15 protein-coding genes are annotated in these 24,018 nt (G+C 66.2%); 1 reads left to right on the top strand and 14 read right to left on the bottom strand.

Going from position 1 to position 24,018, the window contains the following annotated elements; genetic code table 11:
* Nucleotides 1–39: 39 nt before the first annotated feature.
* The 13 genes from FKZ61_RS10320 to FKZ61_RS10260 form a co-directional block, all read right to left on the bottom strand.
* The gene (locus FKZ61_RS10320; protein ID WP_170199540.1) at nucleotides 40–975 is read right to left on the bottom strand and encodes an RIO1 family regulatory kinase/ATPase domain-containing protein; all 936 of its coding nucleotides are present in this window, start codon (nucleotides 973–975) and stop codon (nucleotides 40–42) included.
* A gap of 638 nt (nucleotides 976–1,613) precedes the next feature.
* Nucleotides 1,614–2,432: a PP2C family serine/threonine-protein phosphatase gene (locus FKZ61_RS10315; protein WP_170199538.1), complete on the bottom strand. Its 819-nt coding sequence runs from the start codon at nucleotides 2,430–2,432 to the stop codon at nucleotides 1,614–1,616.
* 19 nt (nucleotides 2,433–2,451) lie between these two features.
* The gene (locus FKZ61_RS10310) at nucleotides 2,452–3,156 is read right to left on the bottom strand and encodes a vWA domain-containing protein (protein WP_211358508.1); all 705 of its coding nucleotides are present in this window, start codon (nucleotides 3,154–3,156) and stop codon (nucleotides 2,452–2,454) included.
* A gap of 236 nt (nucleotides 3,157–3,392) precedes the next feature.
* A complete protein-coding gene (gene mvaD / locus FKZ61_RS10305) occupies nucleotides 3,393–4,397 on the bottom strand; it encodes a diphosphomevalonate decarboxylase (protein ID WP_170199536.1) in 1,005 nt (334 codons plus the stop codon).
* A gap of 237 nt (nucleotides 4,398–4,634) precedes the next feature.
* Complete coding sequence (locus FKZ61_RS10300; RefSeq protein ID WP_141610035.1) at nucleotides 4,635–4,940, bottom strand: hypothetical protein; 306 nt, start codon at nucleotides 4,938–4,940, stop codon at nucleotides 4,635–4,637.
* A 278-nt stretch (nucleotides 4,941–5,218) separates the two neighbouring features.
* A complete protein-coding gene (gene aspS / locus FKZ61_RS10295) occupies nucleotides 5,219–6,544 on the bottom strand; it encodes an aspartate--tRNA(Asn) ligase (RefSeq protein ID WP_141610034.1) in 1,326 nt (441 codons plus the stop codon).
* A 470-nt stretch (nucleotides 6,545–7,014) separates the two neighbouring features.
* Entirely contained in the window at nucleotides 7,015–7,551 is a 537-nt protein-coding gene (locus tag FKZ61_RS10290) for a hypothetical protein (RefSeq protein ID WP_141610033.1), read from the bottom strand.
* Nucleotides 7,552–7,777: 226 nt separating this feature from the next.
* On the bottom strand, nucleotides 7,778–8,743 hold the full coding sequence (locus FKZ61_RS10285) for an ADP-ribosylglycohydrolase family protein (protein ID WP_141610032.1): 966 nt from the start codon (nucleotides 8,741–8,743) through the stop codon (nucleotides 7,778–7,780).
* Nucleotides 8,744–8,799: 56 nt separating this feature from the next.
* Nucleotides 8,800–9,768 (bottom strand): D-2-hydroxyacid dehydrogenase, encoded by a 969-nt coding sequence (locus FKZ61_RS10280; protein ID WP_141610031.1) that lies wholly within the window; start codon nucleotides 9,766–9,768, stop codon nucleotides 8,800–8,802.
* 55 nt (nucleotides 9,769–9,823) lie between these two features.
* The gene (locus FKZ61_RS10275; protein ID WP_141610030.1) at nucleotides 9,824–12,703 is read right to left on the bottom strand and encodes an ArnT family glycosyltransferase; all 2,880 of its coding nucleotides are present in this window, start codon (nucleotides 12,701–12,703) and stop codon (nucleotides 9,824–9,826) included.
* Between the two features lie 511 nt (nucleotides 12,704–13,214).
* The gene (locus FKZ61_RS10270; RefSeq protein ID WP_141610029.1) at nucleotides 13,215–16,346 is read right to left on the bottom strand and encodes an efflux RND transporter permease subunit; all 3,132 of its coding nucleotides are present in this window, start codon (nucleotides 16,344–16,346) and stop codon (nucleotides 13,215–13,217) included.
* Nucleotides 16,343–17,665 (bottom strand): HlyD family secretion protein, encoded by a 1,323-nt coding sequence (locus FKZ61_RS10265; protein ID WP_141610028.1) that lies wholly within the window; start codon nucleotides 17,663–17,665, stop codon nucleotides 16,343–16,345. Before FKZ61_RS10265 ends, FKZ61_RS10270 begins: the two co-directional genes overlap by 4 nt.
* Nucleotides 17,666–17,720: 55 nt before the next feature.
* On the bottom strand, nucleotides 17,721–18,380 hold the full coding sequence (locus FKZ61_RS10260) for a TetR/AcrR family transcriptional regulator (RefSeq protein ID WP_170199534.1): 660 nt from the start codon (nucleotides 18,378–18,380) through the stop codon (nucleotides 17,721–17,723).
* A 365-nt stretch (nucleotides 18,381–18,745) separates the two neighbouring features.
* On the opposite strand from FKZ61_RS10260, the gene FKZ61_RS10255 reads away from it, so the two are divergent.
* Nucleotides 18,746–20,857, top strand: coding sequence for an SH3 domain-containing protein (locus FKZ61_RS10255; protein WP_170199532.1), 2,112 nt, complete (start codon nucleotides 18,746–18,748; stop codon nucleotides 20,855–20,857).
* Nucleotides 20,858–21,031: 174 nt separating this feature from the next.
* On the opposite strand, the gene FKZ61_RS10250 is transcribed toward FKZ61_RS10255, so the two are convergent.
* Nucleotides 21,032–23,749, bottom strand: coding sequence for a bifunctional acetate--CoA ligase family protein/GNAT family N-acetyltransferase (locus FKZ61_RS10250; protein ID WP_229964208.1), 2,718 nt, complete (start codon nucleotides 23,747–23,749; stop codon nucleotides 21,032–21,034).
* Nucleotides 23,750–24,018 lie beyond the last annotated feature (269 nt).

Raw genomic sequence — 24,018 nt, 5'->3', positions numbered from 1 at the left:
GTGTGAATCAATTCAGACGGGACAATGCCCCGCGTACTCTTACGTTTCCTCCTCTGCTTCGTGGCGAGAATAGTCCGCCAGCAGGTCGTTGGGCGTGATGCGGGTATACCGCTGCCAGAGGCTGGCGGCCAGCTCCTGGGGGTTGGCGTCCAGCCCGTAGCGGGCGAAGTAGTCGCAGATCCGCTCCACATCCCGCCGGAGGATGGAGCGGGCGTTGCTGTTGGCGTGGAGGCTGGTGACCTGGGGAAAGTCGATCAGGGTGATCTGCCCTTCCCAGTACAGAATGTTGTAGGCCGACAGGTCGCCATGGATGAAGCCATACTCCAGCATCAGTTCCACGTTGCGCAGGGTCTCGGCGAAGAGGCGAGGTGCCTCGTCGGCCGTCAGCACCGTCTCATGGAGGGTCGGCGCGGCCCGCCGTTCGTCCCCGATGTAGCCCATCAGGATGGCATTCTCCGCCACCGCGAGGGGACGAGGCACGGACGCCCCGGCCTGATATAGCTGCTCCAGGGTCGTGTATTCGTACATGAGCCACGAGGTGTGGGCGACCTGCGCGCCGAAGTCGGTCTTCTTCTGGAGGGCGCGCATCATGCGGTGGTCGTTCTTCTTGGCCGGCCGGCCATCCGCCTTCAAGATCTGGCGCCCTTCCCGGTAGATTTTGTCGTTGCGCAGGTTGCGGAACTGGCGCGGCCGGTATACCTTGGCCGCTACCAGCTCCAGGCCCGTGGAGGGGTCGGCCTGACAGCGATAGACGCTGGCCTCCTTGCCTCCTTTGATCTGGGCCAGGACATCCCGGAGCACGCCCTGGTCGTAGAACGGGCGCAGGGACTCCAGCAGCCACGTGGCTTCATAGCGGGCAGGCCGGTAGGTGATGTGGAACCCCGCCTCCAGGCCCGCGGCCTCCTCGGCTAGCTCGGCCACGATCTGTTGCCGGCTCTTCCGGGCCTTTCGTCGGCGAGGTCGGGCATCTTCCATGGCTGCGGCCCAATCCGGATCAAACTGGCGGGCATATTCGACGTATGGATCTTGATCTGGATCTTGCCCAAGATCCTCAAACGAACCTTCTTCAAACGAATCCTCGGGGACACCCTTTGGCCCGGATTGGAAATCTTTTTCCGGGCTTTCTGCGCGGGGGTCCCTGTTGGGTGGTTGTTGTGTAGACACGGTCGCTTCCTCTGTCAGGTCTGGCACAAGGTGATGAGAGGGGCCGACGCGACTTGCGTCGTCGTCGGCAGCTGGCGCCCAGGCCTGGCAGGGCCGTTGCCCAATGCAACAGGCCGCGAACGCCATGCGCCCGCGGCCATTCCTTCCCCGCAGGGGAGGGACCCCGTCTTTTCTCTGTATCCCCGGTCGGCTGCCGGTTCAATCTGTAGGGGGTTATGTCAGAGCGTGGGGGCGAGGTCTCCTCACGACCGATAGGCGCATTTCATTTAGGGCTGCAAGCGCGTGGCGATTTACAACTTCCATAGCTACGCCTCCTTTCTCGGTCGAGGGACCGTCACCGTTGCCATTTTGCAGATCGATGTCCACTATGGCTGAGCCAGCATATCACACTCCGGCTATAGCGCCAAATCTTCCTGCCGGAGGGACGGGCTGTCATGTCCACCCGAAGTTCAGCCAGCCCGGTAGAGCAGCCCCACGGTGATGTCGTCACCGCTGCCCTGCTCCGACGTGAGGGTCAGCCAGTGGGCCAGCCGCTGCTGGACCTTGCGTGGCCCTTCCTGCCGGATGGCTGCCAGCAGGTCGGTGCCCACCTGGAGAAAATCGGCCTCGGTGGCGAAGGCGTTGGCATAGCCATCGGTGGCCAGCAGCACCAGGGCCGGCGGATGGTCCGCCAGGGGTTGGAAGTGCACCCGAAACTCGGCCCAGGCCCGCTCATCGATCAGGGAAATGGTCTGGTTCCCCAGCAGGCGCGGATCCGGCGGGAAAGGCGGGCGGCTGACCTGGCCGGCGTCGTCGACGATGAGGATGTCCCCGTCGCCCAGTTGGAGCAGGAGCAGGTAGCGGGGCGTGACGGCCGCGGCCAGGAGCGTGGATCCGTAGAGGGCATGGGCGGAAGGTGCCTGCTCGTCCGTGGACGGCGGATGGACAGCCAGATGTTCGGCCACTGCCATCTGCCAGAGGTGGACGATGCGTTTGGGGAGTGGTTCGGTGGCTCCTCGCTTGAGGGTAGACAAGTTCTCCACCGCCCCGTGGGAGGTGACAAACTCGTGGAGGCCACGGATGGCCGCCTGCACGGCCAGCTTGGCGCCCTGGTGGCTGCGCCGATAGCGGGGGCTGCCGTGGCCGTCCGCCACAGCCAGGAGGGCCTGGGACGTCGGTCCCGGGTGCAGCCGGGCCAGGGCATCCTGGTTGGGGCTGTGGCCCCGTCGATGGCGTGCCCCGCGCACGCTCTGGCCCAGGACCCACCACTGGCTGCCGGCCGGGTACATACAGGGGCCTCCGGTTACCTCACCAGACGTCTTCCGCCGATTCCGGCAGGGTGCCGGCGTCCGGTGCCGGGGGCAGGGGAACATTAGTAGCGGCTGTCGCCGTGGTGGCCTGGCTGGCTGGCGAAGAGGCAGACTTGAGGACCTCGGTAGATGCCCAACGGATATAGCGAACCAGGGTATCGGCGTTGTTGGCCTGGAGGGGTTGGAACTCGGGGTGGCCGATGAACTTTTGCAGGATGCTGAGATCGGCGTCGTCGCCGATGGCGATGGCGATGCGCACGGCCTTCTTGCCCCAGGGCTGTTCCATCAGCGCCTGGAGCCCGGCGTCAAAATTGTCCGTGGGCTGACCGTCGGAAATCAGGACCAGGACCGGCGGCAAAGCCCGGGCGGGCATGGCTTCCACCCGGAGCTGCTCGGCCACCAGGCGCAGGGCCTGGCCCATGTCGGTCTCGCCGCCCGCCTTCAGATCGGGCCAGCGGAAGTCGGCCACCGGGGTGGGCTGGGCCACATGCCAGCGGGCACCGTGGGCGAAGGCGATGGCCCGCACCAGGACCTGAGCGTTGGGGTTCTCCAGGGCGACCTGCTGCATGTGGGGGATGGCTTCCCGAATGGCGTTGTTCAGCGCCTGGATCTTGCCGTCCACCCCCATGGAGCCGGAACAATCGGCGATCCAAAAGAAGTGGAGGGGACGGCTGGCCAGGGCACCGCCCGGCAGCTTGCTCATGGGGTTCCTCTCCTTAATCAGAATCAAAGGATCTTTCCGGATTCAATCCGGGTGCAATCTGCCCCGTGGAGTGCGTTTCAACGCACTTGTGGTGTGCCAGCCGATGATTTCAATCATCGGCCCAAGACTTTCGCATACGGGCCACCCTCATGACGCGGAGTCGGCATCGGAGGATGTCGATCCAGACGAGACGACGCCGCATGGGCGGATGCGCCCAGTGAAGAGAGCGGGCGCCATCAAAACAGGTGTTCATCCAATTCCACCGGTCCAGGGCCCGGGCCGCTGACCAGGATCTGCTGGACGCTGGCCAGTTGTTGCAGCCGCTGGACCACCGGGCCAACCTGGTCCTGTTCACAGATCAGATGCACGTTGGGGCCGGCGTCGATGGTGAAATAGACGGCCAGCCCTTCCTCCTGGCGCCAGCGCCGCACCGCATGGAGCACCTCCACGGTGCCGGGCTGCCAGTAGAGGAGGCTGGGGTGGCTGGTCATCATCACCCCGTGCATGGCCAGCGCATCCTGTTCGATGGCAGGTCCCAGCCGGCTGATGTCTCGCGCTGCGATGGCGTCGCGCACTGTGGCCAACAGGGGCGGCAGGCTGGCAATGCGGGCTGCGTTGAAGGGGCTGGTGGCGGCCACCTGATGACCGCCGGCGCTGCTGACCGCCTTGGCCGCGCGGCTGACCACCGCCACCACGTCGTGAAGGTCCCAGTGTTCGGCCGGGAAGAGCGGACGGGCCACGCTGGTGGTGTCGTCGTGGCCTTGCTCCCATTCCACGAAGCCACCGAAGATGCTGCGGCAGGCAGAACCACTGCCACGGCGGGCCAGGGCCGAAAGCCGGGTCGGGCTCAGCTCCAGGCCCAAGGCCCGGCAGCCGGCCACCGTCAGGGCGGCAAAGCCGCTGGCCGAGCTGGCAATGCCCGCGGCCGCCGGAAAGTTGTTCTGGCTGACCACCCGTGCCCGCCAGTCCACCTGGGCCAGGGCCCGCAGGCGATCCAGGTGGGCCACGATGCGTTGGGCTGCTTCCCCCTCCAGGCGCACGCCATCCAGTACGATTTCGTCCGGGGCTTCACCCCGAGCCTGAGCCGGGCGCTCCTCCCAGGCCACGGTGGTGACGGTGTAGGCATCGGCCAGGGTCATGCTGATGGAGTTGCTTAGGGGCAGGTTGAGGGCGGGATCGGCCACGCCCCAGTACTTGATGAAGGCGATGTTGCTGCCTGCCCGTACGGTACACTTGCGCATATCCGCTTCCGGTGATGTCCTTCTGTCAGGTTGGGGGTGTCGGATGGGCTGACCGGGCGAGGGGAGGCCCATTGTGGATGGTACGTGGTAGTGCCGCGGGTCACGCCTCCTTGCGTGACAGCGGTGCAGGCACCCCTGTCCGGCTTCCTGGTCGGACGTATCGTGACCAATCGTGAAGCGCGTGAACCCGCCTGCGACGTACCATCTGATTTCGGGGCGCGCTTACGCCTCCTGGTACTAACCGCTGGCTTTTTCGGCCATCAACTCGAAGCGGCGGATCAGGTCGTCCAACAGCTCCTCGTGGGCATCGAACTCCACAGCCACGCCGTCCTCTCGGGGATGGATGGTGGCGTTCCAGCCCACTCCCTCCACCCGGCATTCCTTTTCGGCCACACCACCGCCCAGCTTCTTCAGGAAGGACTCGGCCATGGCGGCGCTCAGGCCGGGAAAGTCCAGCGTCTCCTGGTCATAGAGATCGGTCTTTTCGTACTCGTTGTAGCGGCTGTCCCGCTCATCGCCGAAGGATGATGTGCTGATCGGCATGGTATCTCCCATCTAGTCCAAACCATGGACATGTGCATGAATGGCTATGAGTATACCACCGGCATCGGCCCCCGTAAAGCATAGGACCCTACCACCCATCGTCGCCCCCTCGTAGGCGGGGCGAATCATGATTCACCCCTACATATTGCGCATCCGTTGCCGCGCCTTCACCTGCCGGGGCCTGACACCATCGGGCGGCTGGAAGCCGCGCCCTTTCGCGGCCGGCGACATCGGACGGGACGCCCGCCCCTACGGGAATCGGTGCCCGCCCGGGTGCCTCATGGCGCCAGGCGCGTCATGTCCCGGGGGAAGAGGGTGGTCAGGCGCAGGTTGGGCGCATCCAGCAACTGCATCAGGAGCCGTTCCAGGCCGATGGCGAAGCCGCCGTGGGGTGGCATGCCGTAGCGGAACGCCTCCAGGTAGGTAGCAAATGGCTCGGGCGACAGCCCGGCTCCCTCCAGCGCGGCCAGATAATCCGGGTAACGGTGCAGTCGCTGTCCGCCGGTGACCAGCTCCACGCCCCGGAAGAGGAGGTCGAAGGAGTTGGAATACCCGGGCCGATTGGGATCGGGATGGGTGTAGAAGGGGCGTTTGGCCATGGGATAGCCGGTGACAAACAGGAAGTCGCTGCCATGTTCGGCCTGTGCCCAGGCGCCCAACCACCGTTCGTCCTGGGGGGACAGGTCCGGCTCGCCCCGCACATCCACGCCGTGGCGCTGGAAGATGAGCTCCTGGGCATCGGCGAAGTGGATGTGGGGGATGGTGGCCGGCACCGGCGGCAGGCTGAGCTGGAGGAGGGCCAGCTCGGGCGCGTATGCCTCGGCCAGGTGCGCCAACATGTGGGCCAGGACCTCTCGCAGCAGGGCCATGACGCTGAAGTGGTCCTGGATGAACCCGAATTCCGCGTCCAGGCTGACGTATTCATTGATGTGACGGGCCGTGTCGTGGGGCTCTGCCCGGAAGACGGGACCGACTTCATAGACCCGCTCGAAGACGCCCACCATGATCTGTTTGTAGAACTGGGGGCTCTGGGCCAGGTAGGCGGGCCGGCCGAAATAGTCGATGGTGAAAACGTTGGCCCCGCTTTCGGTGGCGGAGGCCACAATCTTGGGCGTCTGGATCTCGGTGAAGCCCCGGTCAGCGAGGGCCGCCCGAAAGCCGGCCATGAGGCCCGCCGCCAGTCGGAAGACAGCCCGGCGGGACGGGTGCCGGTTGGCGATGACGGCGTGGTCCAGCAGGGTGGGCAGCGCGGCGCGGAGCCGCCGTTTGTTGAGGGCCAGGGGCGGCGCCTCCTGTACCGGGGTAATCACCGCCAGCTCGGGTTGATGGAGCTCTACGCCGCCGGGCGCCTGGGGGGTGGCCACCACCGTACCCGTCAGCCGAATCACCGTCTCCACGCCCAGCCCTTCCTGGAGCAGCGGTGCCAGGTCGGCCTCGTCCTCCGTGACGGCCTGAACCGTCCCCCAGCCGTCCCGCAGGATGATGAAGTTGACCCCGCCCAGGCGGCGCAGGTTGTGGAGCCAGCCCTGCAGGATGACCCGTTCGCCCACGTGGGTCAGGATTTCGTGGGTGCGTACCCGAATCGGTGAAGCGCTGCTCGCCATGGGAATGTCTCCTTCCTTGAATCGATCGCTGGGCCGCGCCGCCGTAAACAGCCGGGTTGGACCATCCGCCCAGCTCCTTGCGCCAAATAAAAAACCCCCGTCCATTGGAGGACGAGGGCCAAAGCCACCCGTGGTGCCACCACCATTCGCTCCGCGCTGGAGCCTCAGCCGGCCCTACCAGCCAGATTGCCGATAGCGGGCCGTGGCGCGATAACGGGCGCACCCGGATCCCGGCTACTGATCACGACAGCTTTTCACGACAGCTTTGCCGCACGTTCACCGGTCGGCTCGAGGGTGTCATTGCCCGGGGCCGACGGCGACGCTTGCAGCCGGTGGCGTCGCTCTCTGGGCGCCGGGAAGGCCGGGCAACCTCTCCCTGTCATCGCCTTTCGCCATATGTGGGCGCGAGTCTATCACAGGGCCGGACGAAAGTCAACGGCCGCGCAGCTCGCCTCGAATCATCCCAATCTTCAATCTTCAATCTTCAAATTCCCGCCCAACCGTTCATCCACCGCCCGCAGGATGGTGACCCGTTGCTTGTGGGCCGCCTCGTAGCGTCGCAGCCGGGCCAGCCCGTCCGCATCCAGGGCATCCAGGCGCTGGAGGATCTCGGGTGCGGTGAGGTCATCGTAGTCAGGGAAGGGTGGGGTTTCGGCCGGCGCGATGGGGATTTCAGCCGGCTGGCGCGCAGCCGGCGCCATGCCCAGGCAGGTCAACAGTTCATCCACAGCCCGGCCGCACGGGCCCATGGCCTGGAGCCGGGTATGGAGCTCCTGCTCCAGGGCTTCACCCCGGGCCTCAGCCCGGTCGAGCCAGTCCTGGCCTTCCCGGCAGGCTGTGCGGGCGGTGTCCAGGGCCAGGCCCAACAGGCCCAGGGAGGCCAGCCGCGCCTTCCGCTGTAGCCGGCGCACCCGAGCTCGCCGCTCCTCCATCCGTTGCCGAATCTCCGTCCACACCCGGCTCGATGTGGCATCTGACACACGGGTCGAATGGGTGGATTCGTTCATGGCGTCCCTCCTCATGGCCCCCTCTCAGCCATGCTCTCCTCGGGCCCAAAGAGGCCTTTTGCACCCCTATTCCACAACGATGTACCATCTGATTCCTGGGCGTCTTTACGCCTCCTGGCACAATTTTATCACAAACCCATCCCCTCTGTCCGCCATCTCCCCCATACCATCTACCATCTACCATCTACCATCTACCGTCTACCGTCTACTGTCTACTGTCTACTGTCTACCCTCTACTGTCTACCCTCCTCCCTCCTTTATCTCCTTCCCGCTCCGCAGCCACCTGGTAAAGTTGGGCAGCCAGCTCCTCGATCTGGTCACGCAGGGCCAGCCGCTCCAGCCACGAGGCCGGGATGGCGGATGCGCCGTAGTAGGCGCCGGCCAGCTGGCCGCAGATGGCCGCGGTGGTGTCTGCGTCGTCGCCCAGGTTTGCCGCCTGCAGGATCGCCTCCCGGTAGCTGTCTGTCCGCCAGAAGCACCAGAGCGCGGCTTCCAGGCTGTTGACCACGTAGCCGTTGCCCACGATCTCGGCCTCGGCCTTGTCCCGGTAATTGCCCTCGGCGATGGCCTGAATCTTGGGGGCCAGCCCTGCCGGGCCCGTTGTCTCCGCGGGCAGGTGGGGCGGCGCGAGGATGGTCTCTTTGTCTTTTCCGGCGAGGGCCTTGTAGAGCATGGCCGCGAACAGTCGGCATGCGTCCACGCATTCCGCCGTGCCGTGGGTGGTGCGGGAGCTCTCCCCCGCATAGTGGACTATGGCCTCCAGGTTGGGGTAGAAGAACAGAGCCACCGGGGCCAGGCGCATGAGGGAGCCATTGCCGGCGCTGAGGGGATCGGCGGAGCCGCTGAAGGGGTCGTCGGTGGCCAGGTAGCGGCGGAGGGCGGTGGAGACGGTGATGCCGATGTCGAAGCAGCGTCCGTTGCTGCTCATGTAGCCCTGCTGCATCCAGGCCACGTAGCGATCCATCTGGTCCCGGGCATCGAAGCCGTTGCAGGCCACCAGGCTGGCGGCCAGACACAGGGCCATGGAGGTATCGTCGGTCCATTCGCCCGGTGCCAGGTGGAATGGCCCACCTCCCACCATGTCTGTCAGGGGTTCGAAATGTCCCCGGGGCTGGAACTCCAGCGTGGTGCCCACCGCATCGCCGCAGGCCAGGCCCAACAGCGCACCTCGAAATCGATCCAGTTCTGCCATATCGTGACCTCCTTTTCGCAGCCGCCCTTCCCCGGGGTATCCGGCTCCTGTGCGGGTCAATACCCGGCCTGCTTGTCCACCACGTTGCGCAGGGGCTGGCCGGCCAGAAAACGCTGCAGATTGTCCTCCAAAATGGCGAAAGCCCGCTCGTCGTAGCAGGGCGTCTTACCCGCGTAGTGGGCCGTGATGATCACATTTTCCATATCCCACAGGGGAGAGTCGGCCGGCAGGGGCTCGGTGGCCACCACATCCAGACCTGCGCCCCTGATCCAGCCTTCCTGTAACGCCTGGATCAGGGCCTCCTCCTGGATGATGGCGCCTCGGCCAATGTTAACGATGCAGGCGGTGGGCTTCATGGCCCGCAGCGCTTCCCGCCCGATGAGTCCCCGGGTTTCCGGCGTCAACGGCGCGGTGATGACCACGAAGTCGGCCTCCGGCAGGACATCCAACAGCTGGTCGGGCGAAACCATGCGCTCCACGCCCGCCGCCGGGCGGGTCGGGTCCCGGCGCACGCCCACCACCGCCATGCCCAGCGCCCGGGCCACCTGCGCGGTCCGCTCCCCGATGGCGCCCACGCCCACCAGCACCAGGGTTTTGCCCGCCAGCTCAAAGACATCGTCCCAATCGGGCGATTCCCAGCGGTGGGCTTGCTGGGCCCGGAAGGCCTGGGGAAGGCGGCGGGCCAGGGCCAGGAGCAGGGCGAAGATGTGTTCGCTGATGGGGATAGGATGGACACCCGAAGCGTTGGTGAGGATGAACGGATGCCGGGCCGCCTCCGGATAGCGCATGAGCCAGTCCGCACCCGCACCCCAGAGCTGCACCCAACGCAGCCGGGATGCCTCGCCCAGCAGCTCCCACGGGATGTCCCCCACCACGATTTCGATGCGGTGGATGAGGGCCCGAATCTCGGTTTCGTCTCGGCTCTGAATCACTTCGTAGCCCGGCGCCAGTTCCCGCAGCCGGGCCAGATGCTGTTCGGAAAGTCGGCCCTCCTCCAGGGCCAGTAACAGGATCGGTTTGGTCATGGTCAGCCTGTATTCACCTGTAAAATCTGTAGATGCTCTCTGCGGTTGCAAGCCCTCACGGCGCGGCAGGCGGCCAGGTCACCTCGCCCAGGGAGACCCGGTCGTCGGGCAGGCGCTGCGCCGTCCCGTCGTAGGCCGGGAGCCGCTGTGCGCTCACCGGGTCGTACAGGCCGGCAAAGAGCTGATAGCGGCCCGGCGGCAGTTCCCCGGACACGGCCAGGATGTGCCGGTCCACCACCACTTCCCCGGGCAGCCACCGGGTGACAGGGTAGTCGGGGCCCGGCACTGCATCCGACTGGGCCACGATCTGGCCGTGCTGGTCCACCAGGTGGACGAAGACCTTGTAGCTGCTGGGAAACGGCGAGCGAGCTTCCCACACCAGGTCCACGGCCAGCGAGGGCGCGCCGGCCGGGTTCTCCTGGGGCGACTGCCAGTCCAGCGTCGCCAGGCCTAGCAGCCTGGCCTGGCCGTGGCTGCCGTCGGGCTCGCCGAGGATGGCTTCCGTGGACAGGGTCAATGCCGGTGGCTGGAACAGGCGGGTGGACGGCCCCAGGGTCAGGTCGGCCAGGGGCGTAGGATCTGGCGAGCGGGCTTCATTCAGATCCACCTCCAGGCGATAGGTCCCGGGCGCTGCCTCTGCGGGAAGGCGCAGCCGCAGCCGGCGGCAGAGAACCTCGCCGGCGGCCCAATATCCCTCTGGAGCCAGCTGTCCCTCCCAGAGCACCTCCCGTTGCCCTGTCCGTGCCAGGTAGAGGGTCACGGGTTCTTCGGTGGGGGGCGGGGCATCGGCTGGCCGGGTGCTGTGCCAGTAGAGATCCAGGGTGACCGGCGCGCCGGCCTGGAGATCCTCGCCCGTCAGCCCATAGCCCACCAGCGCCAGGTCCTCCCGCAAGGGCAGATCCAGGCGGACGGGCGGCTCCATCTGGGCTGGCGGCTGGCCGATGAAGGGCAGGGTCATCTGGCCGGCGAGGGCGGTATGGCCCGGCGCATCGGCCCGGCGGAGGGGCTGCGCATCAAGGGCGCCCTCCACGCCCGCCTGGTACCAACCCACCTGCACCCGAAGGGTTTCCCCACCGGCGCAGAGATCCAGCACATTCAACGGATAGCGGTCGATGACTCGTTCGCCGGGCGTCCAGTGGATGGTGGCGTAGCTGCCGTTGCCCGGCAATTTGTCCATCTGGGCAACCCGGTGTCCGTCCTGGTCCAGCAGGTGGACGAAGGAGGTGAGGCTCTGTCCCATGGGCTCGTCGGCTCGCCAGTACAGGCGCAGGGCCGGAGCATCCGACTCCGGCCGCATGCCCAGCAGGGTGGGCGCGCCCTGGAACGCCGCCGTGTGGGTCTGGGTGGGCTCGTAGGGGGCCGGCCATTCCTGGGCGTCCTCGGGCCGGAGGGCCAGGGTGTAGAGCAGGGGCTCCCCATAGCGGTCTGGCACCACGTCCAGGCGCAGCGCGGGCCAGCTTTCGGCCAGCCGTTCCGCCCGGCGTTTCTGCTCGGGTGGAAAGGCGTAGACCGCGCCCTGGCCTGGCGGCGGCAGCACCAGGGTGTCGGTGGTGTCCAGGGATTTGATGCCCAGGTTGCCCCGCAGGTAGAAGACGGTGGCGTGCATGTCGCCCCAAAGCTGGGAGAGGTAGACCTGGTTGTCGCCGGTCAGCTCGGCCAGGTAGGCCAGCGCATCCAGCTTCTCGGCGTCGTACATGTAGTACACTTCCGGGCTGTTGGCGAAGCGGCCAAAATAGTCGTAGGCCGCCAGCCCACCGCTGACGGGCACGATCACGGCCACCAGGGCAGGGCCCAGCCAGGGCACCGGATGCCGCCGTTCCCACAGCCAGTGGAGGCCCAGCCCCACCGGTACAAAGAGCGCGGGCAGGGCGGGCAGGGTACGGGAGTAGTTGGGCGCGGCTTCACTGAGGATGGAGGGGAAGAGCATGATGCCCGCCCACAGCGCCAGCAGTGCCAGGGCATCCACATCCCCGGCTTCTCCCCGACGCCGCCACAGGCGCTCTGCCCAGAGGATCAGGCCGATGTAGAACGGGATGGCCATCAGCGGGTCGAAGACCGGGCGCCCGGCCAGGTTGTGGGTCCATTCCCGGTCGCCAGCCACGCTGAACATCCCCAGCACCCGGAAGAAGTTGCCCATCAGCACTCGCCAGGGGGCATCGCCGCCCACCCGGGGGGCAAAGACCGAGACCTCCGAGGCGTGGCCGAAGAAGAATTCCGGGTGGCGGTAGAATTCCAGCCCCAGGGGCAGGAAGACCAGGAACGCCACCGCGCCCGTGAGCAGCAACCCACCCACCGGGCTGTCCAGGTGCAGCCGGCGGTGGGCCGGTGAACGCCACCAGAGCCAGGCGGTGTAGAGGATGAGCACAAAGGGCACAAAGCGGCCGGTGGGATGGGTCCACACGCTGAGGCCCGCCAGCACGCCGGCCAGCCCATAGGCTGCGAGGCGCACCCGCCGGCTGCTGCCATGGTGGCCCAGCCAGTAGAGGCCGAAGAGGCCGCTGAAGATGACCGGCATGGTGATGACCCGGATGCCGTAATGGCTGAAGTGGATGTGCCACAGGCTCAGGCAGAGGGCCAGGCTGGTGAACAGGGCTATCGCCCGGCTGCCCTGGCGCAGCAGGGTGCGCAGGAGCAGGTAGGTGGCCGGAACCGCCACAATGCCCGCCAGGGCAGAGGCCAGTCGCAGGGTGTAGACGTTCAGCCCAAAGAGGCTGGCCAGCAGGGCCTGCCAGTAGGTGTAGAGCACTTCCCGGCCCGCGTTGGCCGGCAAGAAGAGGGGGCGGTGCCCCTGGAGGACCAGCCGGGCATCGATGGCGTTGAAGGCTTCGTCAAACTGGAACCCGGGTGGGACTTCGCCCAGCCGGTAGAAGCGCAGGCCCGCGGCCAGGAGGGTGACTGCCAGCAGTAGGATCCAATCCAGACGAGACCACTTCATTGAATCGATATCTTCTCTCGTGGGGCTCAGGGATGGTTGACCCTGGCGCTTGTCTCAGCGTCGACGCAAGCCAGCCTATTGTAACATCGATTCAATGAGGGCTCTAGTACACACTATCTTTGCAGATCCGCCCCATCGATTTCACAGCCGCCCCACCTATCCGTGGCGTCCGATCTGCGCGGATGACGGCTCCTGTCGTAGGTGCGGTCTCCGGCCGCACGGTGGTGCCCGGAAGGGCGCCCGTCCCCGTAGGGGCGGGCCGCCGTGCCCGCCCGCTGTCGAACCGGCCACCCACGGCGGGCCAGAGACCCGCCCTACGCACGTGTTGCACCCAATTCGGACAGGCGCAGGGACGGCAACGGCTGCGCAGCGACTGGGTCGGCATCTGAGGATGCCGACTCCGCGTCGCGATGGTGGTCCATGGGCGGAGTGAACATCCTCAGACGCGTTGTAATCTGTGGAATCTATGGCTGGAAAGAAAATGCAAAGATAGTGCAGGATCAGTTTCACCTCAGTCGCCCACCGGTTGGACTGTGCCTTCCGCCGGACTTTGCCCGGCCTCGGTCCGTTCCTGACCGGATCGAATCCGCCGCCCCAGTCGATCCAGGGTGCCCACCACCAGGCTGTAGCCGATGGGCACCACCATCAAAGTGAGGAAGGTGCTGGTGATCATGCCGCCCATGATGGCGATGGCCATGGAGGAGCGGAACTCGCCGCCGGCGCTCAGGCCCAAAGCCACCGGAATCATGGCCAGGATCATGGACAGGGCGGTCATCAAGATGGGGCGCAGGCGCACCGGGCCGGCGTGGCGCATGGCCGTGTCCGCGTCCAGGCCCCGGGCCCGCTCCCGGTTGGCGAAGTCCACCAACAGGATGGAGTTTTTGGTCACCAGCCCCATGAGCATGATGAAGCCGATGAACGCGGTCAGGTCCAGGGGGCGTCCGCTGATGGAGAGGGCCAGGATGGCGCCGATGACGGCCAGGGGCATGGCCAGCATGATGAGCAATGGCTGGATGAAGCTGCCGAACTGGCTGGCCAGCACCATGTAGATGAAGATGATGGCCAGGGCCAGGGCCAGCCCCAGGTTCCGGAAGGCGTCCGCCTGGGCCTCGGCATCACCGCCCAGTTTCGCCTCGATGCCGGTGGGGAAGTCCATGCGCTCCAGCAGGGCCACCACATCCGCCGTGGCCTTGGGCTCGTCCCGGCCGCTGATGTTGGCGCCGATGCTGATGGTGGGCTGCCGGTCCACCCGCACGATCTCGTTGGGGCCAGAGGCAATCTGCACCCGGGCCACGTTGCGCAGGGGGATCACCTGCCCCGTGGGCGAGAGCAGGCCGATGTTGAGGATGTCTTCCACGCTGGCCCGATCCGCCTGGCTGAGCTGTACCCGAATGTCGGCCTCTGGGCCCTCGCCCCGGAAGACGGAAGCCACTTCCCCGTTGACCAGGGTGCGCACGGTGGCGCCAATCTGGGCCGTGCTCAGCCCCAGGTCCGAGGCCCGCTGTCGGTCGATCTCCAGTTGCAGCTCTGGCCGTCCTTCTTTGTAGCTGACGTCGATGTCCACAATGCCGGGGATCTGGGCCATCTCCTGGGCGACCCGCCGGGCCTCCTGGGCCAGCAGTCCGTAATCGCCCGAGTAGGCGGTCATCTCCACGATCACGTCCTTGCCGCCCAGAATCACGTCGCCGCCGGTGGCGCTGTCGGCCAGCTGGAAGGAGATGCCAGGCACGTTGGCCAGGGCGCTGCGCAGGTCGTTGATGACCTTCCGGGTGTCCACCTTCCGGCCGTCCTCATCCTTGACTTTTACGAAGAAGCTGGCCTGTTCGGGCGTGCTGGTGCCGCCGATGGTGGTGAAGACGTCGGCCACGTCGGGATGGCTGCGCAGGATCTCTTCTACCTTAATCGCCTCGGCCTGGGTGACGGCCAGGGAGGTCCCCAGGGGCATCTCCATGGAGACGTCGAACTGGCCCCGGTCCAGGCTGGGCAGGAAGCTCTGCTCGATGAAGCGAGCGCTGTAGAGGCTGACCGCAATCACAGCCACAGCCACCAGGCTGGAGATCAGCTTGTGGTCCAGCGCCCAGTTGAGGCTGCGGCCGTAGATGCGGGCCAGAAGGCCGCTGCCACTTTCGTTGCCCCGGCTCTCGTCGATCTCCCGGTCCACATTTTCGCTGGCCCGGAAGAAGTAGGCGCTCAACATGGGCGCCATGGTCAGGGACTCGAAGGTGGAGACGGCGATGGCGATGGAGACGGTCAGGCCAAAGTCCCGGAAGAATTTGCCGATGATCCCCTCGGCATAGGCCACGGGCAAGAAAACGGCCAGGATGGTGGCGCTGGTGGCCAGCACCGGCAACACCACCTCCGCCGTCCCCTTGCTGGCCGCTTCCCGGGGCTTGTAGCCCTTTTCCACCCAGCGCATGATGTTCTCGCGCACCACGATGGCGTCGTCGATGACCAGGCCCACCACCAGGGCCAGGGCCAGCAGGGAGACCTGGTTCAGGGAGATGCCGGCCAGGTCCATGAAGAAGAGGGTGGCCACCATGATCACGGGCAGCCCGGCCATGGTAATGACCGTGTTGCGCAGGTCCCGGAAGAAAAAGAGGATGACCAGGGTCGCCAGGATGGAGCTCCAGATCAGGTCCTCGAAGGCGCCATCGGTGGACTGCTTGACCAGCAGGGATTCATCGCCGGCGATGACGATCTCCAGGTTGGGATTGGCCTGGGCGATGGTCTGAAGCTCTTCCTTGACGGCGTTGGCCACGGCGGTGGTGTTGGTGCCGCTCTGCCGGCGTACCCGCACCACGATGGACTCCTGGCCGTTCAGCCGGGTGATGACTTCCCGCTCTTCGAAGCCATCGACCACTCGAGCCACGTCCCGCAGGTAGACAGGCGCGGTCCGCCGGGCGATGACCAGGTTGCGCAGCTCGTCCAGGGTCTGGAAATTGCCGGGTGTGCGCACGGCCAGTTCCTGCTGGGGGGTCACCACGGAACCGCCGGGGATGTTCAGATTCTCGGCGCGGAGGGCTTCCACCACCTGCTGGGGGGCAATGCGCCGCGCCTCCAGGGCTTCCAGGTCCAGCTCCACCTTGATTTCCCGCACCTGGCCGCCATCCACATCCACTGCGGCCACCCCGGGCACCCGCTGCAGGGGCGCCTGGATGATGTCCTCCACCAGCTTACGCAGCTCCACCGGCGCGTATTGGCCCGAACGGTCGGCCACGCCGAAGAGCAGGATGGGGTTGTCGGATGGGTTGAAGCGGCGGATGATGGGCTCCTGGATGCCGTCGGGCAGGCGGTTGCGTACCAGGTTGACCTTCTCCCGCACCTCCTGGCTGGCTTTGTCCACTGACTGGTCCAGGTCGAACTGGAGGATGAGGGTGCTGAGCCCCTCGGAGGAGCGGGAGATGACCGAGTCGATGCCGCTGATGGCGCTGAGCTCTTCCTCCAGCACCTTGGTCACCTGCTGCTCCATCTCCTCGGGGCTGGCGCCGGGGTAGATGGTAGTGACCAGGACCACAGGAAATTCGACGTTGGGAAACAGATCCACCGGCATCCGGAAATAGGAGACGGTTCCCAACACGATGCCGGCGGCCAGGATCATGGTCATGAAGACCGGCTGCCGGATGGCGATGTCCCAAAGCTTCATGACGACTCACCTTCCAGAAGCTCTACAGTGGCGAACATGCCGGGGACCAGCAGGGAAGCATCCCCCGTGGGGCGGATGGTCACCTGCACGGTTCGGGTGGTGGTGTCCAGGGCCGGCGCGATGATGGCCACCTTCCCCTCAAAGACCCGGTCCGGGTAGGCATCCACGCGGATGCGAGCCGGCTGACCCACCTGCACGGTGGCGATGCGGAACTCTTCCACCGCGATGGTGACCTTGACTGCCGGGGAGAGGAGGGTGACCACCGGCGAGCCAGGGGCCAGCATGGCCCCTTCAGTGGCATTCACCTGGGAGACCACGCCCTCCACCGGCGCCTTGACCGTGGCCTTGTCCAGCTGCAGCTGGGCCAGGTAGAGCGCGGTCTCTGCCTGGCGGACCTGGGCTTCGGCGGCCCGGATCTGGGCGGCTTCCGGCCCTTCCTCCAGGCGCTTCAGGGTGGCCCGGGCCTGGGCCAGCTGGGCGTAGGCCCCGGCGATGACATCGGCGGTGGAGCCCTTGACCAGCTTGTTGTACTGGGCCCGGGCCGCCTCCAGGTTCAGGGTGGCCTGTTCCAACTGCAAGCTCTCGGGCAAGGCCGCGATGAGGGGATTCCAGGAGACCTGGTTGTAGGCGGCCTGGGCTCGCTTCACCGCGGCTTCCGCCTGGCGAAGTTGGGTCTCGGCCACGATGAGATCTTCCTCGGTGGGGCCTTCCACCGCCCGCTGGTAGGCGGCTTCCGCGGCGGCCACCGCAGCCCGGGCTGCCTCCAGGTCACTTTCGTCCGGTTTGGTCAGGAGGAGGTCCAGTTGGGCCTGGGCCGCCTCCAGGCCGGCCAGGGCCTGGGCTCGCTGGGCTTCCAGGGTGGTGCTGTCGATCCTGACCAGGGTCTCACCGGCCTGGACCCGGTCGCCCACTTCCACGTTGACTTGCAGCACCTGGCCGCCCACTTCGGCCATCACGGTCACCTGATCTTCGGCCTGTACTTCGCCGGTGTAGGTGTTAGAGCCCAGCGCGACATCGGCGCGGGCGGGGGCTGCCGCTGCCGGCGCCTCTGCGGCCGCCGGGGCCGACGCAGCCGTTTCGGCCACCACGCCGGTGCCGACCCCATCCGGCGGCGCGTAGGTGGGCACGGCTACCGGGGTCGGCTCTGCCTGGCTGCCGCCCAGGTTACAGGCTGCCAGCAGCAGGGCCAGGCTGGCCCAGACGACCACCCGGGGCCATACCCCCTGGACCTGGGCCTTCGGTATCCACCAACGGCTGGCGCCCGCGCCGTGCTGACGCTTGCCAAGCTCCCCAATATGACGCTCTCTCTTGCTGGTCATAGGTGTGTCCCGGTTTCTCCTGGGTGAAACTCCCACGGTATCATGGCGTATTGAATCATGGATGTTGGTCAACGACGGACTGGCCCGAGGATGCCGGGAGGTTTGTCCCGTTCGAGGTGCTGTTTTGGGCGATTCCGTACAGAAACAGTTGCAGGGTGTGGTCGATGATGGCTTCCTCGTCCACCTCCAGCTCCTGCAAGATCATATGGTGGAGGACGAAGCTGTGGAGCATGCCGACCAGGCTGAGCACGGCCATCTCCACGTGGATGGGGCGCACCTCGCCCTGGGCCATGCCCCGCTCCAGGACCTGGGCGATGGGCTTCAGCAGCTCCTTCCGGTACTGGCGGACGAGCTGGCAGAGCTGTTGCTCCATTCCCACCGCTTCCCGCAGGCTGGCCAGGATGAGGACGCACCGTTCCCTTTGGAGCTGGAAATAGGCCCGGACGATGGCCCGCAACTGCTCCTTCCAATGTTCTGAAGAGGCGGCAGCGGTGGCCACATGCTGGCATACGATCTGGATATCCCGCTCCAGGACGTGGAGATAGATGTCCCGCTTGTCCTGAAAGTGGTGGTAGATGGTGCCTTTGGCCAGGCCACTGGCCCGGGCCAGCTCTCGCATGGAGAGGCCGGCGTAGCCGTGCTGGCGGATCAGGTGGTGGGCGGCCTCCAGCACAGCCTGTTTGGAGGCAAAGGCCTCGTTGGTTTCATCCGCCATGGTCATGATTCTCTGGCATAATTGTCTGGTGGTAATCTCCTACTCGTGATCCCTGCTTGAGATTCTCCGACAAACATGGATGTAAACATGGATCCCATCAGCCTGGACCCGGCGGTCATTTTTTCGGGGTGTCCATTTGACAAAGAAGCCATTGAACACCGATAATGCACTGGACTGAACCGACCGGACGGTCGGTCGAATAGATTCTACCGATCGTCTTTACCTTTGTCAAAGACACCGCCTCTGCAGATTGGCTTTGATCCACAGATTACACAGATAGGACGGGATAAAAATCTGTGCGCATCTGCGAAATCTGTGGATTCAATTGAACTCATGAACTCACGGAACTGAACGGAGCGAAGTCGATGTCACAGTTGGAACCTGGTGTCAACGGACGAAGCCGCCTGCAAGCCGGAGATCGGCTGGGCGGGCGGCTGCGCCTGGGGCTGTTGATGGCTTTCCTGCTGGCCATCCTCCTGGCCGGGCTTCTCTTTTCCGCCCCCACCACCGCTGCCCCGGCTGTCCAGCCTGCCGAGGAAGGCATCCTGGCCATCGTGGGGGCCAATGAAGCCAGCCTGTACGACGCGCCCGGCGGCACGGCCCTCCGCTCACTGGCCCCCGGTACCGTGTTGACCGCGGTGGGGCGGACTGCCGACACCCGTTGGCTGGTCGTCTATGTGGATGCGCAGACGGTGGGCTGGGTTGAACGCAGCCAGATCGTGGCCTTCGGCCTGGAGGATCTGCCGGTCATGCTGGAGGCGGGCAGCGCGCCGGCCGAGCCCACGGTGGCAGCTACCCAGCCGGCGGCCGCGCCCACGGCCACGCCCACACCCAGCCCCACCCCTTCTCCCACGCCGAGCCCCACGCCCACGCCGCCACCCACCCCAACGCCCACGCCCTGGCCGGTCAATGCGCCACGCCTGGTGGCAGTGGTACGGGGGAGTGGCGCCCTGTTGCGGGCAGAACCGGGTGGCGAGAGCCTCCAGCCCCTGGCTACCGGCACGGCTCTGACCCTGCTGGCCCGCACGGGTGACGGCCGCTGGCTCTTCGCCACCACGGCCGCGGGTGCCCAGGGCTGGGTCGAGCGGGATCAGGTGGTTGCGTTTAACGTGGAGAGTCTGCCCGTCCTGGAGCAGCCGCCCCGGGGCCAGGCGGCCTCTGCCGGGGGGGAGGCCGGCGGCGGAACGGCCATGGTGCCGCTGCCGACGCCCACGCCCACCCTGCTGGCCTCGCCGACGCCCCTCCAGCCGGTGCGGCCCACGCCCCAGGCGGGCCCGGGCGACATCGTGGCCACGGTGGTGCTGACCGACGCCCGCCTGAACATCCGCTCCGGGCCGGGCACCAACTACGCCATCGTGGGCAAGGCCCTGCCAGGCGAACAGTTCATTGCCCTGGGCCGCAACGCCACCGGCACATGGGTGCAAATTGCCGTGCCGGATCTGCCCGGCGGCTTCGGCTGGGTCTCGGCCCCCTTTATTTCCCTGAGCGGCTCGGTCCTGGACTTGCCCATCTCCACCCAGACGGGGAACGTGGCCCAAGGGGCCACGGCCCCGTCTCCCACCACCGCCCGGGCAGAGCCAGCACTGTCCGGGCGGCTCGTTTTTCAGGACCGGGGTGGGGGCACCATCTACGTCTACGAGCTGGCCACGGGCAGCCTGCGCCCTCTGACCACGGGCATCGACCCGGACATCAGCCCGGACGGCCGCACGGTGGCCTTTGTGCGGGAGGGGGGCGAGTCTGGCCTGTATCTGATCGACATCGATGGCCGCAACGAACGGCGCATCTACAACGGCCGGGCCGGGATGCGGGGCCCCAGCTGGAGTCCGGACGGCCAGTATATCGTCTTCAGCTATGCCATCGATTCGTATGAATGTCGGGATGTGGGCTTCGGTATCTGCCTGCCGGACAATCCTTTCCTGAGCGGCTTTCCTCTCATCCGCAAGCCCCAGACCATGCTGGCTCGGGTGGATTTCAACGGCCAGAACTACCGGGACCTGCCTTCCCTGAACACGGCCCAGGCGCCGGACTGGAACGAAGGGGGGATCGTCTACAGCGCGGCCACGTCCCTGGAGATCACCCAGGACACGCCCGACGGAGAGACCCGGGCCGTCATCAGCGCCCCGTACTACCAGGATCCGGCCTGGCAGCCGGGCGCCGGGCGGATCGTCTTCCAGAGCCGGGAGGGCAATCACTGGGAGATCTTCGCCGTCAACCCGGACGGCTCGGATCTGACCGCCCTGACCCGTCCGGTGACCACCCTGGTGGACCAGCTTCCCCACAACGTGGCGCCAGCCTGGAGTCCGGACGGCCGCCACATCGCCTACCTGAGCAGCCGGGATGCCAACAACAGCCACGGCCCCTGGCGCATCTGGGTGATGAATGCCGACGGCAGTGGCCAGCGGCCCCTGGAGATCCCGGTGGAGATAGAGTACAACTTTGCCCTGGAGCAGATGCTCAGCTGGGGGCCCTCCTCCTGACCGGGCGGGCTGCATCACTTCGGAGGTCCGGTTTCCATACCGGACCTCCGATGGCGCTTGATCAGGCAATCGGTATGAAATGGAAAGCGGGGGAGCCGGGACGAGATCGTCCCGGCTCCCCCGCTTCTGTCTGTCCTGGGAAAGGGATAGGGCGCAGTGTTCGCGCAATGGGCGTCACAAATGAATTTCCGCCTGCACGGTATGGGTCTCTGGGTTGGTCTGTAGCTTGAAGCCCAGCTTGGTGCAGACCCGGCGCATGCCGGTGTTCTCGGGCAGGATCTCCGCCACCACCCGTTCCAGCTTTTCGTGCCGCCCGATCTCCAGGAGCCTGCTCAGCAGTTCGGTGCCCAGGCCAGTGCCCTGGAAGTCATCCCGCACCTGGATGCTGAACTCGGCATCGTTGGTGCCGTGGAGCTTGGTGAGCTGGCCGTGGGCCAGGATCTCTGGCTTCCCGCTCTCGGGATTGGTGCGCACAGCCACCAGCGCCATCTCCCGGTCGTAGTCCACGAAGCAGAGGCGGGCCAGCTGCTCGTGGGCGATGAGGCTGCTCACGGACACGGCGTGGAAGTAGCGCAGGTAGAGGCTGTCCGGCGAGAGGCCCTGGGTGAACTCCACCATCAGGGGCTCATCCTCCGGCCGGATGGGCCGGATCTCCACCTGGCTGCCGTCGGGCAACTGCCAGTGCCAGGTGTACTGCACCGGATAGGGGCGAATGGCGGGGCGGGGCAGCTCTTCGTCGGGCAGATCCGGGTCGTGGAGGACGATGCGGGCATCCAGAGCCACCAGCCGCTCGGGAGAGGCGAAGAGGGGGTTGATATCGATCTCCCGGATGCGGGGCTGCTCCACCACCAGCTGGCTGAAGCGGACCAGCAGCCGCTCCAACGCCTCCAGGTCCACCCGTCCCCGGCCGCGCACGCCCTGGAGGGCCTGGAAGATCTTGGTCTGTTCCATCATGCGGCGGGCCAGGGTGGTGTTCAAGGGCGGCAGCCCCAATGCCCGATCCTGGAAGACCTCCACCAGGGTGCCGCCCGTCCCGAAGAGGAGCACCGGCCCGAACTGGCTGTCCTGGCTACTGCCGATGATCAGCTCGTAGCCGTCCAGCTTTTCCATGGGCTGGACGGTCACGCCCTGGAAGTGTTCGGCGCCCTTGCGTTCCGTCACCGTCTGGCGGATGCGTTCGTAGGCCTGGCGAACTTCGTCGGCGTTGGTCAGGTTGAGCTGCACGCCGTTCACGTCGGACTTGTGGGTGATGGTCTCGGAGTTGAGCTTGAGCACCACCGGGTAGCCGATCTCCTCGGCCCGGGCCACGGCCTCGTCCGGGCTGTGGGCCAGCAGGGTGGGCACCGTGGGGATGCCATAGGCCTGGAAGATCTGCTTGGATTCGTACTCGGTGAGGATGGTGCGCCCCTTCTTTCGGACCTCTTCGATGAGCTCGGTGGCCCGGCGCTGGTTGGTGGCTTCGGCCTCGCTGGCAATGGGCAGGGAAGGGGTCTCGTAGATGCTGCGCAGGTTGTAGGTGTAGCGCCACATGTAGTTGAAGATGTGGCAGGCGGTGTCCGGGTAGTCGAAGGTGGGGATGTTGGCCCGGTTGAGTACATCGACCCCGGCGGCCACTTCGGGGCCACCCATCCAGGAGGCCAGCACTGGCTTGCGGGTGTTGGCCAGGACCCGGGACATCTGCTCCGCGGTCTGGGTGGGGTAGGTCATATCCTGGGGGGTGAGGATGACCAGGAGGCCATCGCTGTTGGGATCGTCGGCCGCAATCTTGACGGCTTCGGTGTAGCGTTCTGGCGTGGCATCCCCCAGGATGTCGATGGGGTTGCCGTGGCTCCAGTGGCGGGGCAGGGCCTCGTTGAGGGCGGCCATGGTCTCGTCTGAAAGCTCGGCCAGCTCGCCGCCCCCCTGGATGAGGGCGTCGGTGGCCAGGACGCCTGGCCCACCCGCGTTGGTGACGATGGTCAGCTTGCGGCCCCGGGGGTGGGGCTGCTTATCCAGCACCTCGGCCATGGCGAAGAGGTGGGAAAGGTAGTCTACCCGCAGCACACCGCAGCGCCGGAAGGCCGCGTCCAGCACCGCGTCACTGCCGGCCAGGGAGCCGGTGTGGGAAGCGGCCGCCTTGGCCGCCGCAGCGGTGCGTCCGGCCTTGATGACGATGATGGGCTTGCTCAGGGAGACCTCCCGGGCGGCAGAAAGGAAGGAGCGGGCGTCGCCGATGGTCTCCATGTAGAGGACGATGCTCTTGGTGCGGCTGTCGTCACCCAGGTAGTAGATCAGGTCGCCCCAGTCCACATCCAACATGGAGCCGATGGAGACGAAGTGGCTGAAGCCCACGTTCTCCCGGAAGCTCCAGTCCAGCACCGAGGTGCAGAGGGCGCCGCTCTGGCTGATGAAGGCCACGTTGCCGGGCCGCGCCATGCCCCGGGCGAAGGTGGCGTTGAGCCCGGTCACGGGGCTCATGACGCCCAGGCAGTTGGGGCCGATGATGCGCATCTTGGCCGACTGGGCTCGACGCAGGATCTTCTGCTCCAGTTGGGCGCCGGCCTTGCCGATCTCTTTGAAGCCCGCGGAGATGATGATGGCGCCCTTGACCCCGGCTTCCACGCATTCCTCGATGATGCCGGGCACGGTCAGGGCAGGCGTGACGATCACGGCCAGGTCCACCTGGGCCGGCACATCGGCAATTTTGGGGTAGGCGTGGATGCCCAGCACGCTGCTTCGGTTGGGGTTCACCGGGAAGACGGTGCCGCCGAAGGGGTGGCTGATCAGGTTCCAGAGGATGGTGCGTCCAACGGCCCCTTCCTTTTCCGTAGCGCCGATGACGGCCACGGTCTTGGGGGCAAAGATGGCATCCAGCGGGTGGCGTCGATAGGCAGATACGAGGGTTTCGCTCATAAGTCCTCTTCCCATGCTCCTGTTGGTTTCGGGTCTGGACTACCCAGCCCACAATTCGGAGTCCATTGTAGCATGGATTTTTGTCGATGGATCAGGGCAATCGCCCCAATTTCTGAGGACATCTGGCCAGGTTGTGCCCTTGGGGTATCGTTCAAGATTGTCGGTGCAGGGTGTAGGGACAGGGGCCCAGAGGTGCGCCCCTGGGCGCCGCCCTGTCCGTGACTCCGACGATTGTGAATCATCCCCTGTGAATCATCCCCGTGCCCTTT

This window comes from Litorilinea aerophila (assembly GCF_006569185.2).
Classification (GTDB): Bacteria; Chloroflexota; Anaerolineae; order Caldilineales; family Caldilineaceae; genus Litorilinea; species Litorilinea aerophila.
Note: the sequence above shows the minus strand (reverse complement) of the source record. Positions and strands in the feature narration are given on the sequence as shown.

Bases quoted from the DNA above. Each gene is read 5' to 3' on its own strand.
- FKZ61_RS10320 (WP_170199540.1), bottom strand. From the start codon at position 975: ATGGAAGATGCCCGACCTCGCCGACGAAAGGCCCGGAAGAGCCGGCAA.
- FKZ61_RS10315 (WP_170199538.1), bottom strand. From the start codon at position 2,432: ATGTACCCGGCCGGCAGCCAGTGGTGGGTCCTGGGCCAGAGCGTGCGC.
- FKZ61_RS10310 (WP_211358508.1), bottom strand. From the start codon at position 3,156: ATGAGCAAGCTGCCGGGCGGTGCCCTGGCCAGCCGTCCCCTCCACTTC.
- mvaD (WP_170199536.1), bottom strand. From the start codon at position 4,397: ATGCGCAAGTGTACCGTACGGGCAGGCAGCAACATCGCCTTCATCAAG.
- FKZ61_RS10300 (WP_141610035.1), bottom strand. From the start codon at position 4,940: ATGCCGATCAGCACATCATCCTTCGGCGATGAGCGGGACAGCCGCTAC.
- aspS (WP_141610034.1), bottom strand. From the start codon at position 6,544: ATGGCGAGCAGCGCTTCACCGATTCGGGTACGCACCCACGAAATCCTG.
- FKZ61_RS10290 (WP_141610033.1), bottom strand. From the start codon at position 7,551: ATGAACGAATCCACCCATTCGACCCGTGTGTCAGATGCCACATCGAGC.
- FKZ61_RS10285 (WP_141610032.1), bottom strand. From the start codon at position 8,743: ATGGCAGAACTGGATCGATTTCGAGGTGCGCTGTTGGGCCTGGCCTGC.
- FKZ61_RS10280 (WP_141610031.1), bottom strand. From the start codon at position 9,768: ATGACCAAACCGATCCTGTTACTGGCCCTGGAGGAGGGCCGACTTTCC.
- FKZ61_RS10275 (WP_141610030.1), bottom strand. From the start codon at position 12,703: ATGAAGTGGTCTCGTCTGGATTGGATCCTACTGCTGGCAGTCACCCTC.
- FKZ61_RS10270 (WP_141610029.1), bottom strand. From the start codon at position 16,346: ATGAAGCTTTGGGACATCGCCATCCGGCAGCCGGTCTTCATGACCATG.
- FKZ61_RS10265 (WP_141610028.1), bottom strand. From the start codon at position 17,665: ATGACCAGCAAGAGAGAGCGTCATATTGGGGAGCTTGGCAAGCGTCAG.
- FKZ61_RS10260 (WP_170199534.1), bottom strand. From the start codon at position 18,380: ATGGCGGATGAAACCAACGAGGCCTTTGCCTCCAAACAGGCTGTGCTG.
- FKZ61_RS10255 (WP_170199532.1), top strand. From the start codon at position 18,746: ATGTCACAGTTGGAACCTGGTGTCAACGGACGAAGCCGCCTGCAAGCC.
- FKZ61_RS10250 (WP_229964208.1), bottom strand. From the start codon at position 23,749: ATGAGCGAAACCCTCGTATCTGCCTATCGACGCCACCCGCTGGATGCC.